This window comes from Aeromonas sp. R2-3 (genome assembly GCF_040908375.1).
Classification (GTDB): Bacteria; Pseudomonadota; Gammaproteobacteria; order Enterobacterales; family Aeromonadaceae; genus Aeromonas; species Aeromonas veronii.
The window spans coordinates 1-13260 of the sequence record NZ_JBFODP010000022.1 but is presented as its reverse complement, the minus strand read 5'-3'; the positions used below and the strand labels follow the sequence as shown (position 1 = coordinate 13260).

Genomic DNA, 13260 nt, shown 5'->3' with positions numbered 1-13260 from the left:
CAAGTGTGGGCAGGCTTGGCATCTCAGCATCATGGTAATGGATATATCGGGTTATGGCTCAGGCTCCGCGCACGATTGATCATCAGTTGGCTTACTCCATGTTCCCCATCTGGCTGGGGGCGATCCTGCTATTGCTGGTCCTGCTGGCGTGGGCCCAGATCCCGGCTGCCAGCCGGATTGAAGAGCAGCGAATGAAGGAGCATCTGCTGCGCGTGACCAAGGCGGTGCAGGCGGATGTGGCCGCTCTGGATGCATTCAGTCGGGATTGGGGCATCTGGGATGACAGTCACCGTTTTATGAACAACAAAAGCAGGGCGTACATCGAATCCAACCTGTTCAGTGATATGCCGATGCGGGATTTTAGTCTCAACCTGATGAGCTTCATGGATCTCACCGGCTACGAAATCTGGACGCGCACCCTGCTACCCGATGCGCCGGGGATCAATCCGGACCAGTTTCCCTACTTCCTTGATGAACTGAAAAAGCAGTTAAGGGCGCGCTCGGTGGCGCAAGGGGGCATCAATCTGCACGGGATCCGTGCTTCCCAGTGGGGGCCGCTGATGTACTCGTGGCAGCCGATCAGAAACAGTGACGAGTCGGCACCGTTCAACGGTTTCTTGCTGGTTGTACGTTGGCTCGACAAGGCCTATCTCGAGCAGGTATCGGAGCGTACCGCGATGCCACTGGCGATTTCCCACGCCAATCTGGATGTCACCGCTACCTTCAAACCACTGAAACCGCAAATAACGTATCGCCTGATCGACCTTGGGCTGACCCGGCTCAGGGGAGAGGTGCGACTGCTCAACAGCGATAACCAGCCGGTACTGACTCTGGTGATTGAGGAGGAGAGAAAGATCTTGAGTGGCGTCATGGAGGGGGCGCTCTGGACCTTTATCGGCATGCTGTTTATCAGTTTTATCTGCGTCATGATCGCCATGTACCGGCTCAACAGCATTGTGCTCACCCCGTTGCAGCAGCTGGTGTCGGCGCTGCAACGCTTTGGCGATCGGCCAGATGCCACCTTGATCCCCTATATCGACAGCAGCGCCGAGATGGCGACCCTGAGCGGCAAGTTCAAGGAGATGGCCAGCAAGGTCAGTCAGCAACACGATGATTTGTTGGAAAAATCCAGCCAGATGGAGATGGCTGCATTCACCGACCCCTTGACCCGTTGTTTCAATCGTCGCTATCTCGATGGCTGGTTGCAGGCCAACCGGGCCAAACCTTGTCTGTTATTGCTGCTGGATCTGGATCATTTCAAGCGGATCAATGACCGCCTTGGCCATGACATCGGGGATCTGGTGCTGAAACAGTTGGCGGATCTGCTGCGCAAGGTGGTGACAGGAGAGCGCGAGCCTATCATCCGGCTGGGCGGGGAGGAGTTCTTGTTGCTGCTACAAGTGGATGACGAGCAAGAGTTGGCGCTGCGGGTCGAATATCTGCGCCAGCGTGTCGCTCAGCACCGCTTTGGCAAAGAGGATGCGCCACTCTGGTTGACGGTGTCGCTGGGGTTCTGCCGCTATCCGTTGCACCCGGAGTACCCGGATTCATTCTGGAGTCATAGCTTCAAACTGGCGGACATGGCGCTGTATCAGGCCAAAGTCGGTGGGCGAAATCGGTGGTGTGGCTACGCTGGTCCCCTCTCTGCGGAGGGAATGGGCCAGACTCCGGAACAGCTTGCCGAAGGGGGGCATATCACCCTGCTGCACTCTGTCAATCCGGATTAACCCTGCCGTACCAATACCAGATAGGCCAGGGCGACAATAAAACCGAGCAGGATAAAGAGAAAGGATCCGATTCCCCACACGGCCGCGAGAAAGGCCCCCACCTTTTGCCATTTCGACTCATTTTTCATAAATAAACCATTACTTACCAGTAACTTGTATGGCGCAAAAAATACGCTGATTTACCCATATAAACAACAATTAATCGCCGCACTGCCGTGCAATAAGATGTGGTTTGTTTGCTCCTTTTGGCGCTGGATGCGGGTAGTTACAACCTGTCGAAACAGGTATTTCAGCTTGTTGTCTGGGGGCTCAACGAGATTGGGATGGCGCGCAAAGATGTCACACCAATCGATTTATTTCTGTGCAACCTTTGCTCCAAGTCAATAACTTTGCATTTACAAGGGCATATAGTCAGCGGGCTTACAGCATCAAATGAAAACAAAAAAAGGGATTACGTGATGAAAAAATTACTTCCTCTGATGATTGCCGCTGCAGTGACCTCTCCTTTCGCCATGGCCCATCAGGCTGGTGATATTCTGGTTCGTGGTGGTTTGGCATTTGTATCGCCGCAGGAAAGCAGCACGCCTGTAGAGCTGGAAATTAATGACAACATGCAATTGGGATTGACTCTCTCTTACATGATTACTGATAACTGGGGTGTCGAATTGCTGGCCGCAACCCCTTTCTCTCATTCAGTCAAACTGGGTGGCGCTGAAGTTGCCAAGATCAAGCATCTGCCGCCGACTCTGATGGGTCAGTACTATTTTGGCGATGCCCAGAGCAAGGTTCGCCCGTATGTTGGTATTGGCGTGAACTACACCACCTTCTTTGATGAAGAGGGCCGTGGTGCATTGGCCGGGACCGATGTCAAAGTCGATGACTCCTGGGGTGTTGCCGGACAAGTTGGTATCGATATGGCGATCACTGACCGCTGGTTTGTCAACGGTTCAGCCTGGATCATGGATATCGATACCGATGTGCATACAGCGATTGGCACCATTAATACCAAGGTCGACCCGATGGCCTTTATGGTGGGTGTTGGCTACCGCTTCTAATGATTCTGACTGCGGTTCTGAACGGATCGCGGAAGATAGCAAAGTACGTCTCTTTCAGCCCGGCTTGTGCCGGGCTTTTTTCGTATGGCTGATTTTGTCTGTACTGTGATCCAACCCGATACAAATCAATTAAATACCTGCCGCTTTATTTCAGTTATTCGCCACCCCTGCCGATAGTGACTATGTTCACTTTACCTTCCCCCAATGAGTGAGGATGTCTCCATGGGTTTATCTATCGTGCAGCGGATCATCGCCGGATTCGTGTTGATGCTGCTGTTGCTGATCCTGCTTGGTGTGATCAGTACCTTTAAAATCAAGGGTATAAATGACGGCCTCTCTGCCGTATCTGACCGGGCAACCCCGCTGGTCGTGGCTGTCGCAGGTCTCAAGGGGGCACTGCAGGATAGTAACCGCTGGGTGCTGGTCTACCGCACCAGTGAAGATGCCGCCCAGTTGCCGCAGCTGGCCAATCAGTTCAAGGAGCAGCAGAACCGCTTCGCCCAGCTGAGTCAGGAGATGGGTAAATTTACCGACGTAGCGGATGCTCGTGCCCGCTTCCAGCAGGTCGAGAGTGCTACCACCCAATTTTATGGCTTGGCGGATCAGGTGTTGGCACAGCATCGACAGTGGGTCAGTGCGCTGGATCAGCGCCACAAGCTGGAGATGGAATTTATCCGCCTTGAGGATACCTACCAGTGGGCGGCGGATTTGCTGCTGCAACAGACTGCCAGTAAGCGCTCCATGCGCAACAAGGCGGAGCTTATTACCTCGGGTATCGCCCGCGATCTGAAGAATATCCGCCGTGCCGATGCCAGAACCGACCTGAACGAGCTGGAAAAGGTGTTGAGCAAGGACATCGAGATGGCCCGCAAGCGGTTGGAGCGGGTGCTGGTGCCCGATGATGTGAAAGCGCGCTTTGTCTCCAATCTGGATCGGATGCAGGAGCTGGCACTTGGCGCTCAGGGCTTGCTGGCAACCATGCGTCAGGCTCAGCAGCTGGCGCTGTCGCTGGCCACGCAAAATCAGCAGCTGGATGCCAGTCTGGTCAACAGCCTCAATTTGCTCGATGAGATGGGCAAGTCTGCCGGAGCCATCGCCAGCGATAGCCGGATCAATGCCGATGCAGCGGTCAGTAGCGCCAGCTTCTGGATCCTGGTGGTTGCTGCGATGTCGGCCGCTGCCGCGCTGGTGATCGGCTATACCACGGCGCGCAGCATTCAGCGCCCGTTGCAGATGATCAACAAGGAGCTCGATTACATGGCGGCCGGTGACATGACCCGCCGCATCAACTACCGCAGCAGTTGCGAATTTGGCAGCCTCTCTCGCTCCATCGATACGCTGGCGGGCAAGACCGGCGAGCTGCTATCTCAAATCAATGCGGGCTCTCGCCATCTGGTGGATGAGGCGAGCCGCGCCGCCGAGATCAGCGAACGGGCCATGTCCCGGGTGCAAGAGCAGAAGAACCAGACCGATCAGGTGGCCGCCGCCATTACCGAGCTGGAAGTGAGCGCCACCGAGGTGGCCCGCTCTACCGATGGCACCAAGCGGGAAGTGGACCAGGCCGATGAAGAGGCGCGCAATGGTCGCCAGAAAGTGGCCACCACTCGCCGGATCACCGAGCAGCTGGCTGGCGCCATGGAGGAAGCGGTCGGGATCACCTACAAGCTGGGCGAATTCAGTAACAACATTGGCAGCATTCTCGATGTGATCCGCAGCATCGCCGAGCAGACCAACCTGCTGGCGTTGAACGCCGCCATCGAAGCGGCCCGTGCTGGCGATGCCGGCCGCGGTTTTGCGGTGGTGGCCGATGAGGTGCGGGCGCTCGCCAATCGCACCCAGACTTCGACCGAAGAGATCCAGGGGATGATTGAGAACCTGCAGAGCTCCAGCAAGCATGTGGTTGAAGTGATGGGGCGTAGCCAGGAGCAGACCCAGAGCTGTGTCGAGCAGACTCGCGAGATGGATGTGGCGCTGCAATCCATTGCCGATCGGATGGGGGCCATCAAGTCGATGGCGGATCAGGTGGCCCATGCCGCGCAGGAGCAGATCTCCGTCAGTCAGGGGGTCGCTCGTCATATCGCCGGTATTGCCGATGTGGCATACGAGACCGAGCGGGAGGCGCGCGAATCCGCCAGCAGTAGCGAAGTGCTGGCCGACCTGGTCGCCAAACAGCAGCAATTGATCGCACATTTCAAGGTCTAGGAGGGCTTATGTCTAAAAAGTGGATTGGAGCCCTGAGTCTCCTGTTGTGTGGCCAGCTGATGGCCAGCGAGCTGGTGATTGAAAGCTGGCGAACCGATGACAAGGCGTTGTGGGAGCAGAAGATTATCCCGGCATTTGAAGCGGCGCATCCCGGCATCAAGGTGAGTTTTCATCCGGTGCAAAATGTCAACTACATGCCCACTCTGTGGGAGAGCCTGAAAGGCGGTAAGGCGGGGGATCTCATTACCTGTCGTCCGTTTGATGACTCGCTCGCCCTGTTCAAGGCGGGCCATCTGGCCGAGCTGACCGAAATGGCAGGGATGGAGAACTTCCCGAGTTTTGCCCAGTCACCCTGGCAGACGGATTCCGGTGCCCAGACTTTCTGCGTGCCGATGGCCTCGGTGATCCATGGCTTCTTCTATAACAAGAAGATCTTCAGTGAGTTGGGACTCACCTTGCCGCAAACCCGCGATCAGTTCTTCGCCGTGCTGGACAAGATCAAGGCCGACGGTCGCTATGTGCCGCTGGCCATGAGCGGTTCCGAGAGCTGGGTTGCCTCCGAACTGGGGTTCCAGAACATTGGCCCCAACTACTGGAAGGGAGAGGACGGCCGTCTGGCTTTGATTGGCGGGCAGGAGCGGTTGGACAACCCGCAATATGTGAAGGTGTTCGACGAGCTGGCCCGCTGGCGCTCCTACCTCGGTGAGGGTGGTGAGAGCCGCGATTACGCGACCAGCAACGAGTTGTTCACTTCGGGCAAGGCTGCCTTCTATGTGGCGGGCTCCTGGGAGATTGCTCCCTTCACCGGCAAGGTCGATTTTGGCGTCATGCGTCCGCCGGTGGCCAAACAGGGTGATGGCTGTTTCTTTACCGACCATACCGATATCGGTATGGGGATGAACCCGGCCAGCAAGAACAAAGAGGGGGCGATGGCCTTCCTGCAGTGGCTGACGACGCCGCAATTTGCCGAGCTCTATACCAACTCGCTGCCGGGATTCTTCTCCCTCTCCAACCACTTCTTCGATGTCACCAATCCGGCGGCCAAAGAGATGATGGAGTGGCGCGATCAGTGTGACTCGACCATTCGGGTGGCGACCCAGATCCTCTCCCGTGGTACGCCCAAGTTGGGGGATGAACTGGCAGAGGTGAGTCAGGCTGTGCTGCTTGGCAAGATGGAGCCCAAAGCTGCCGCGGATCGACTGGAAAGTGGTTTGAAGGGCTGGTATGCCCCTCATCAGGGCAATAAGGCCAAGAGCGCGGATTGTCAGTGTGATACGGTTGCCCCTGCCTCGGTTTCAACACCGACAGCTGAGGTGTCAGCAGCCCCCGCGACCAGTGAAACACCGGCCGTGGTGGCACCAGCTGTGACTCCCGCAGAACCCGCATCAGCGGCCGCTGCCCCATTACCGGCGCCGTCGGATGAGGTGGAGCAGGCGCTCTCCAACGAGCTGGAGGCGCCACAGCAGCCACAGCAATAGGTCATCTGCATCAATAAGAGCGGGAGGCATCAGCCTCCCGTTTTTTTATGGCTCGCGGCCAGCATGTATCGCTTTATTGTGCTTCGTGGGGCCAGCGGCAGAGGCTGCCGATGCGGGCTACCGGGGCAAACCCCAGAGAGCGGTAAATGCGCTGGGCATGGTAGTGCTCGTCAGCCACTATGATGAGTTGTTTGGCGCGGGACAATCCTGCGCGAGCCACTTGACTCAGCAGCTGGCGGCATAACCCCTGGTTGCGCCAGGCATGGTGCGTGCGTACCAACTGGAAGCGCCCAAGTGTGCCGCAAAAGAAGAGGCCACAGCTAGCGACCAGTTGTCCCTCTTGCCAGATCCCCCACCAGTCCCCGAGACCATCGGCAATCATGGCCTGATAGAGCGCCTGACGGGATCGAAGATAGGGGAGGTAACTCTGTTCCGAGTGCCCCTCATCCCGCTCATGGAGTTCGAAGTCGAGCCACTCAGGCCAATCAGCAGTGGTGAAGGTGCGTGCCTCAACCTTGTTCATGTCGTCGTGAGGAGGTGGGCAGCTCTGTTCATCCAGCGCCAGTACCACGCACTCCATATATTGGTAACCCGTTGCGACAAAACCGGCGATCCGGCTGTTTTGTCCGGCTGCTAGTGGCCATTGGAATGTGCGGTGGTGCACCCGAGGATCCTGGCCGATCAACTGATCGAATGCGGCTTCCAGCCAGCCTTTGTCGCGGTCGCTGGGCGGGGTGGGGAGCAGCAGGTAGTTGCCGAAGTAATAGTCGGGAGCATCCGGCGTGCGAACCGCCCAGAACTGCTCATGCTGGGTTACCTCGCCCTGGTAGCGATCGAACAGCAAGTCGGTGGCAAAGCCGGGGTGGGTATCCATGATGGTGCTCCTGCAAAGACTCATTCTGTTATCGGCAGGAGTGGGAAATAGATGAAAAGGGGCCGGAGAAACCTCCGGCCAAACAATCACACGCAGATTCAGAACGTCCAGGACGATCTGCCCCCATCATAACTCGACTGGGGCGATTTTGGGATGGGCACTTTTCGGTTACGTACCGTTAATTTTGTAAATATGAAGTTCGTCAGATCGGATGTGAGGTAAATCCCTGTTGACTTTGTGTCGTTTTGCTCATAAATATAAAGACGTTTAGACGTCCAAACATCCGTTTTGACGTAGGCAGATGGATTGCAGGACAGGGAGAAGAGCAGATGGGATTTCACAGTGCACGTCAGGTTGAGGCGCTCAACCAGAGCTTGGCAGATTTGAATGGCGATATATCGGTCAGTTTCGAGTTTTTTCCGCCCAATAGTGAAGGGATGGAGAATACCCTCTGGCAGTCCATCGAACGGCTGAAAGTGCTGGAACCCAAGTTCGTCTCCGTCACCTATGGCGCCAACTCCGGCACCCGTGATCGCACCCACAAGGTGATCAAGGACATCAAGGAGCGGACCGGCCTGATTGCGGCGCCTCACCTGACCTGTATCGATGCCAGCCGCGACGAATTGCGCACCATCGCCCGCGATTACTGGAACAGCGGCATTCGCCATATTGTGGCTCTGCGCGGTGACTTGCCGCAGGGGTTGGAGAAGCCGGATATGTATGCCACCGATCTGGTTGCCTTGCTCAAGTCAGAGGCGGACTTCGATATCTCGGTTGCCGCCTATCCGGAAGGTCACCCGGAGGCCAAGAGTGCGCAATCCGACCTGCTCAACCTCAAGCGCAAGATCGATGCCGGTGCCAACCGTGCTATCACCCAGTTCTTCTTCGATGTGGAAACGTATTTGCGCTTTCGGGATCGCTGCGCCGCCATCGGCATCGATGCTGAAATCGTGCCGGGGATCCTGCCGGTCTCCAACTATCAGACCCTGGCCAAGTTTGCCGGTTTTACCAACGTGAAGATCCCGCGCTGGATGCATCAGCGTTTCGAGGGGCTGGATAACGATCAGATGACTCGCAATCTGGTGGGGGCGAGCATCGCCATCGATCAGGTGCGCGTGCTGAGTCAGGAAGGGGTGAAGGATTTCCACTTCTATACCCTGAACCGCTCCGAGCTGACTTATGCCATCTGCCATACTCTGGGGGTTCGTCCCAAGGGTTGACCGGTGGTCACCGCGATAAAAGCAAAAAGCCAATGAGTTGCTCATTGGCTTTTTCGTTATGGCCGATTATCAAGGTCTGGTCGGGGCGATCTCTTTTGGCTCAAGATCGATGACCGCATTACCGGCAGCCCCCGGATACTGGCGATAGACCTGATCCTGCTCCAGTGTGTAGAAGGTATCCAGATAGTCGTCGTTGTTGGTCATCCAGGAGTCGGGCAGCGCCTTGACGATGCGACCGCCGAGATCGAGGAAGGGCAGGGCTTCCGGCACGCCACCCGCAGTAAAGCCGAGTTTGAGAGCTTCAATCAGCAGGGTGCTCAGCTCCTTGTAGTTGACGTTGTCATCCTGCTCCATCATCACCACATCGACGGCACCCCAGCGATAGCGATCCCAGTAAACCAGGATCTGGTTGGGGGTGTAGTCTGTGTTGTCATAGTCGAGGTAGGGCATGTCGACAATATCGACCACTGGCTCATCCCGACTGGGATTGACCCCTGCGACCACCGCATACACTTCGGCTGCGCCGAGCAGCCAGGGCTCCTGATCATCCTTCAGTCTGATCTTTTTCAGGATACTGGTCTTGAGCGGCGCCGTGCTGGCCGCCACTCGCGGGGCGCTTTGCAGATCCGCATCGGCCAGCGCTTTGCGCATCACCTTCAAGCCTGCGTTTTTGGCTTTGACGGGATCGGCTTCGACTACCAGAACCGGCCGGGCCGGTGCCTTGTCCACATCCAGATAGACGGGATTGCCAGCGCTGTCGAACGCTTCAATGGCGCTCCAGCTCTTCTCATCCCCACTAGGAACATAGGCGACCAGCGGTTCGACGCCCTGTTGCAGTGCGGCGGCCTGATCGGTGTTGGCCAGTCGCAACTGCATCAGTTGCTTGACCTCGCCATCCAGTCCTTGCCGGCTGATGGCCGCCTGGTTGGCATCGCTCGCCTGCCGTTTAAGCCGTGGACTGGCCTTCTGCAGCAGGTTGGGAAGCGGGCTCTGGTATTGCTGATTGCTCAGCAGGGGCAGCAGGTTTTTCTGCTGAAGTGCGAGCTGGCGAGCCAGCTCTCGATCCGTATCGGCAGCCTGGACGCTCGTAGCACCCAGTATGGCCAGTAGTAACAAGACAGCCTGATTTTTCATTTTTATTCTCCGTTGCATGGAACCTGACTGGGCACCATGTCCGGGAAGATTGGTGCCCTGACGCCACTAGAAGGAAATTAGTTTCACTTGTGAATCATTTTATCTGGATAGTGTGCAGAGGTTCACGGTTTGAGGTTCAATTGATTCCTTTGTCGATATGATTGGAACTGATAGATAGCCAGACCAATCAGCAGACCCCAGCAGGCTGCCGCGATGCCGAGCAGGCTGATCCCGGACGCGGTAATGATAAAGGTGAGCAGCGCAGCTTCTCGCGCTTCATCCTCTTGCAAGGCAGAGTGCAGGCTGCTGCCGATGGTGCCTAGCAGGGCCAATCCGGCGACGCAGGTGACAAGGGCTGCCGGAAAGGCGCTAAACAGGGCCGCGACGGTTGCGCCGAAGCAGCCGGTCAGGAGATAAAAGCAACCCGCCCATACCGCAGCTGGCCAGCGGCGCTTGGTATCCGGGTCGACCTCTTTGCCCGTGCAGATGGCGGCAGTGATGGCGGCCAGATTGAAGGCATAGCCGCCAAAAGGGGCGAGCAGCAGGCCAGTCAGGCCAGTCCAGCTGATCAGCGAGGAGGTGGCAGGCTGATAGCCGTGGGCCCGCAAGATGGCAATTCCCGGCATGTTTTGCGATGTCATGGTGACAATGAACAGCGGCAGCGCGATACCAAACAGAGCATCAAGGGAGAAGGCTGGCCATGTCCAGACCGGGCTGGCGAGTTGCCAGTGAAGGGTGCCCATTTGCAAATCCCCCCGCACGCTGCAGATCAGCATCCCCACTCCCAGTACTAGCACCATGGTATAGCGGGGCCAGAGATGACGACCCAGCAGGAAGGCCAGCAGCAGGGTGCCAAGCAGCAAGGGATCTTGCTGGGCGACCTTGAACAGCTCCAATCCGAATCTGAGTAGCACGCCAGCGAGCATGGCGGCGGCCAGTGGAGCCGGAATATGTTTCATCAAACGGTCGAACCAGCCGCTGATGCCACACAGCGTGATCAGCAGGGACGAGATCACAAAGGCGCCGATGGCTTCCGCCAGAGTGAAGTTGCCCAGCGTGGTGATCAGCAGTGCCGCGCCCGGTGTGGACCAGGCGGTTAGTATGGGTATGCGGTAATAGAGAGAGAGGCCGATGCAGCTCACCCCCATGCCGATCCCCAGCGTCCAGAGCCAGGAGGCAACTTGGGCAGTATCAGCACCTGCTGCCGTGGCGGCCTGGATGATCAGGATAACGGAACTGGTGTAGCCGACCATCACGGCGATAAAGCCTGCGACCAGATGGGGGATGGCGAAGGGCATGACTCTTCCTCTTGGCGTTGTGACGCGCTGTGCGTTATTACGTACAATACAGCTTTGACTATATCGTCGTGCGCTATAGCGCACAAGGCGCATCGTGCAAGAGTAATAAAGAGGCAGTTATGCAAGAGATGAGTCAGCATCTGGCTGCTCGACTGAAGGGGCTGCGCAGCGAGCGCGGCTGGAGCCTGGATGCCACTGCGCGCGAAACGGGGGTCAGCAAGGCGATGCTGGGGCAGATTGAGCGGGGAGAGTCCAGCCCGACAGTGGCGACGCTGTGGAAGATCGCCACCGGTTTTCGAGTCTCATTTTCCAGTTTTATTGAGCCCACACCCGCTGCGCAGGCCGAGGTGCTCTATCGCACCGCCGATGCCATTCGCCAGCAGCCAGCGGGAGAGGGCATGCAAGTGGCACCGCTCTTCCCTTATGAAAACCGGTTTGGTTTCGAGTTGCTTGAGCTGACCCTGTTGCCGGGTTACCAGCGTGAATCCGAGCCCCATGAGCCGGGAGTGACCGAGCATGTCATCGTCATCAGCGGCATGATGGAGGTGCTGGTGGAAGGGGAGTGGCGCTCACTGGTACAAGGGGAGGCGGTGCGTTTTGCTGCCGATCGTCCCCACGGTTATCGCAATCTCGGCATAGCCCCGGCGATCTTCCACAACCTGATCCACTATCCGATGGCAACACCCTGAACATGTTTCGCAGTCATCAACCCGGTCGACCATCTGCTCTGGGGCGGATCAGTATCGGGGTATAGACCCAGACAAACAGACCATAGGCAGCGATCCAGGCAAGCGCGCTGAGGTTCCAGCCATGCAGGGTATAAGCAGGCCAGAACAGCGGAATCGCCACCCGCATTGTAGCGGCAGCGATGACCAGGGCGAATGCGCCAGTGATCCTGCGTCCTATCAGCAAGGCCCGACCGCTATGGCCGAGGGAGACTCGCGCAATCATGCCCAGGATCATGGTGCCCATACAGCCTGCGCTGAGCAGGTGACTGGCCATCGACAACGTGATGGGCAGACCCGCGCTATGTGCCGCAAGGGCGAGCAGGCCAAGAGGGATAAACAGATAGGCGAGATGGAGTGACCACAGCAGGGGATGCGCAACGGTCGATGGCAGATGCCAACGCAGTTGTCGCCACAGATGCAAACTCGCCGCCACTATATAGAGAGGCACTATATATATGCTGGTGACCCATTGGGTGGGGAGCAGCAGCCAGCACAGCAAGATAAGCCACAGTGTCGCGAGCGCCGCCCGCTCCAGCCAGAGCTGAGGTGCGGGTTTCTCCTGACCGGTTGCTCGGGCGGTGAAGAACGGAATCACCCTTCCACCCATCACGGCGATCAGGGTGGTAAACAACAGCACAGTGGTGATCAATAGGTGCTCAACGGTGGTCCAATCGGTCTGCCATAACCAGCTGGCACCATTGAGCAAGGTCAGTATCAGCAACAGGGGCACGAAGAAGAGGTTGCGCCATTGCCGGGTTATCAAGATAGGCTTGGCAAGGAACCAGGCGCACAGCGGCAGCCAGAGCAGGTCTGCCACCATCAGGAGCGTATTCTCTTCACCCAGCCAGGGTAACAAGGTCCTTGGCAACATCCACAACCCCGCCACCATTGCCAATGGCCAGCTTCGAACACCGGGATGGGCCGTCCAATTCTGCACCGCGGTGAGCAGAAAACCCGCGACGATGGCAGCCCCGAAACCAAACAGCATCTCATGACCATGCCACCAGATCGGGTTGGCAATCCCTGGCAAGGTTAGCCAACCGTTGAGCTGCCCCAGCCAAAACAACATGGCGACGGCCGCAAACAGAGCCCCGAACAAGAAGAAGGGTCGGAACCCCAAGCGGAACAGCGGGACGATTTGCTCTTCCTTATGGCTATCGAGGATTTGATGCATGAGGGTATTCCAATTGAACATTTGAGATGGCAATTATGAAATTGGCTTTTCAAATATTCAATTTAAATCCGGCAATAGTCAAAATTGATGCTATTTCGAGCAAAAAAGAGGTGCTTGCTTGATATCTGAGCGAACGAACTTTTTTTATGAAAAAGCCCTTGTCATCCCGGCGCGGCTCCCTATAATGCGCCCCTACCAGCACGGCGGAACACGCCGAACTGATGAGCCAGCTTCCTAGCGAAGTGGGCGCCGAAAGAAAAGCGAAAACAATCGCTTGACTTTCGAAGTGAGAAGCGTAATATGCGCCTCCTCAACGCGACAAGCGTGACGCTCTTTAACAATTTGAATCAAGCAATCTGTGTGGGCACTC

General features: G+C 57.1%; 11 protein-coding genes. 6 read left to right on the top strand and 5 right to left on the bottom strand.

Features of this window, described 5'->3' with window-relative positions:
• Positions 1-53 precede the first annotated feature (53 nt).
• On the top strand, positions 54-1727 hold the full coding sequence (locus AB5Z02_RS10635; protein WP_368215981.1) for a diguanylate cyclase: 1674 nt from the start codon (positions 54-56) through the stop codon (positions 1725-1727).
• Here AB5Z02_RS10635 and AB5Z02_RS10630 read toward each other — a convergent pair.
• On the bottom strand, positions 1724-1855 hold the full coding sequence (locus AB5Z02_RS10630) for a hypothetical protein (RefSeq protein WP_019445201.1): 132 nt from the start codon (positions 1853-1855) through the stop codon (positions 1724-1726). The two genes, AB5Z02_RS10635 and AB5Z02_RS10630, sit on opposite strands and share 4 nt — an antisense overlap.
• Before the next feature lie 330 nt (positions 1856-2185).
• Here AB5Z02_RS10630 and AB5Z02_RS10625 point away from each other — a divergent pair, with 330 nt between their 5' ends.
• The 3 genes from AB5Z02_RS10625 to AB5Z02_RS10615 all read left to right on the top strand — a co-directional run bounded on the left by AB5Z02_RS10625 (position 2186) and on the right by AB5Z02_RS10615 (position 6462).
• On the top strand, positions 2186-2782 hold the full coding sequence (locus AB5Z02_RS10625; RefSeq protein WP_021231644.1) for an OmpW family outer membrane protein: 597 nt from the start codon (positions 2186-2188) through the stop codon (positions 2780-2782).
• Between the two features lie 222 nt (positions 2783-3004).
• Positions 3005-4984: a methyl-accepting chemotaxis protein gene (locus tag AB5Z02_RS10620; RefSeq protein WP_368215980.1), complete on the top strand. Its 1980-nt coding sequence runs from the start codon at positions 3005-3007 to the stop codon at positions 4982-4984.
• Between the two features lie 8 nt (positions 4985-4992).
• Complete coding sequence (locus tag AB5Z02_RS10615; RefSeq protein ID WP_127008711.1) at positions 4993-6462, top strand: ABC transporter substrate-binding protein; 1470 nt, start codon at positions 4993-4995, stop codon at positions 6460-6462.
• A 73-nt stretch (positions 6463-6535) separates the two neighbouring features.
• Here AB5Z02_RS10615 and AB5Z02_RS10610 read toward each other — a convergent pair whose 3' ends face one another.
• A complete protein-coding gene (locus AB5Z02_RS10610; protein WP_368215979.1) occupies positions 6536-7336 on the bottom strand; it encodes a GNAT family N-acetyltransferase in 801 nt (266 codons plus the stop codon).
• Between the two features lie 329 nt (positions 7337-7665).
• Here AB5Z02_RS10610 and metF point away from each other — a divergent pair, with 329 nt between their 5' ends.
• A complete protein-coding gene (gene metF / locus AB5Z02_RS10605) occupies positions 7666-8556 on the top strand; it encodes a methylenetetrahydrofolate reductase (protein WP_005340191.1) in 891 nt (296 codons plus the stop codon).
• Positions 8557-8625: 69 nt separating this feature from the next.
• Here metF and AB5Z02_RS10600 read toward each other — a convergent pair whose 3' ends face one another.
• Together AB5Z02_RS10600 and AB5Z02_RS10595 are read right to left on the bottom strand one after the other, a co-directional pair.
• Positions 8626-9690, bottom strand: a complete 1065-nt coding sequence (locus tag AB5Z02_RS10600; RefSeq protein ID WP_368215978.1) for a DUF3103 family protein — start codon at positions 9688-9690, stop codon at positions 8626-8628.
• 122 nt (positions 9691-9812) lie between these two features.
• Positions 9813-10988, bottom strand: a complete 1176-nt coding sequence (locus AB5Z02_RS10595; RefSeq protein WP_368215977.1) for a benzoate/H(+) symporter BenE family transporter — start codon at positions 10986-10988, stop codon at positions 9813-9815.
• 119 nt (positions 10989-11107) lie between these two features.
• On the opposite strand from AB5Z02_RS10595, the gene AB5Z02_RS10590 reads away from it, so the two are divergent.
• Positions 11108-11677, top strand: coding sequence for a helix-turn-helix domain-containing protein (locus AB5Z02_RS10590; RefSeq protein WP_368215976.1), 570 nt, complete (start codon positions 11108-11110; stop codon positions 11675-11677).
• A 16-nt stretch (positions 11678-11693) separates the two neighbouring features.
• On the opposite strand, the gene AB5Z02_RS10585 is transcribed toward AB5Z02_RS10590, so the two are convergent.
• Positions 11694-12890 carry an NnrS family protein gene (locus AB5Z02_RS10585; protein ID WP_368215975.1) on the bottom strand — a complete coding sequence of 399 codons (1197 nt, stop codon included), beginning with the start codon at positions 12888-12890 and terminating at the stop codon, positions 11694-11696.
• Between the last annotated feature and the right edge of the window lie 370 nt (positions 12891-13260).

Coding starts and splice junctions, on each gene's coding strand:
- AB5Z02_RS10585 (WP_368215975.1), bottom strand. CDS start 12,890: ATGCATCAAATCCTCGATAGCCATAAGGAAGAGCAAATCGTCCCGCTG.
- AB5Z02_RS10610 (WP_368215979.1), bottom strand. CDS start 7,336: ATGGATACCCACCCCGGCTTTGCCACCGACTTGCTGTTCGATCGCTAC.
- AB5Z02_RS10615 (WP_127008711.1), top strand. CDS start 4,993: ATGTCTAAAAAGTGGATTGGAGCCCTGAGTCTCCTGTTGTGTGGCCAG.
- AB5Z02_RS10620 (WP_368215980.1), top strand. CDS start 3,005: ATGGGTTTATCTATCGTGCAGCGGATCATCGCCGGATTCGTGTTGATG.
- AB5Z02_RS10625 (WP_021231644.1), top strand. CDS start 2,186: ATGAAAAAATTACTTCCTCTGATGATTGCCGCTGCAGTGACCTCTCCT.
- AB5Z02_RS10595 (WP_368215977.1), bottom strand. CDS start 10,988: ATGCCCTTCGCCATCCCCCATCTGGTCGCAGGCTTTATCGCCGTGATG.
- AB5Z02_RS10635 (WP_368215981.1), top strand. CDS start 54: ATGGCTCAGGCTCCGCGCACGATTGATCATCAGTTGGCTTACTCCATG.
- AB5Z02_RS10630 (WP_019445201.1), bottom strand. CDS start 1,855: ATGAAAAATGAGTCGAAATGGCAAAAGGTGGGGGCCTTTCTCGCGGCC.
- AB5Z02_RS10590 (WP_368215976.1), top strand. CDS start 11,108: ATGCAAGAGATGAGTCAGCATCTGGCTGCTCGACTGAAGGGGCTGCGC.
- AB5Z02_RS10600 (WP_368215978.1), bottom strand. CDS start 9,690: ATGAAAAATCAGGCTGTCTTGTTACTACTGGCCATACTGGGTGCTACG.
- metF (WP_005340191.1), top strand. CDS start 7,666: ATGGGATTTCACAGTGCACGTCAGGTTGAGGCGCTCAACCAGAGCTTG.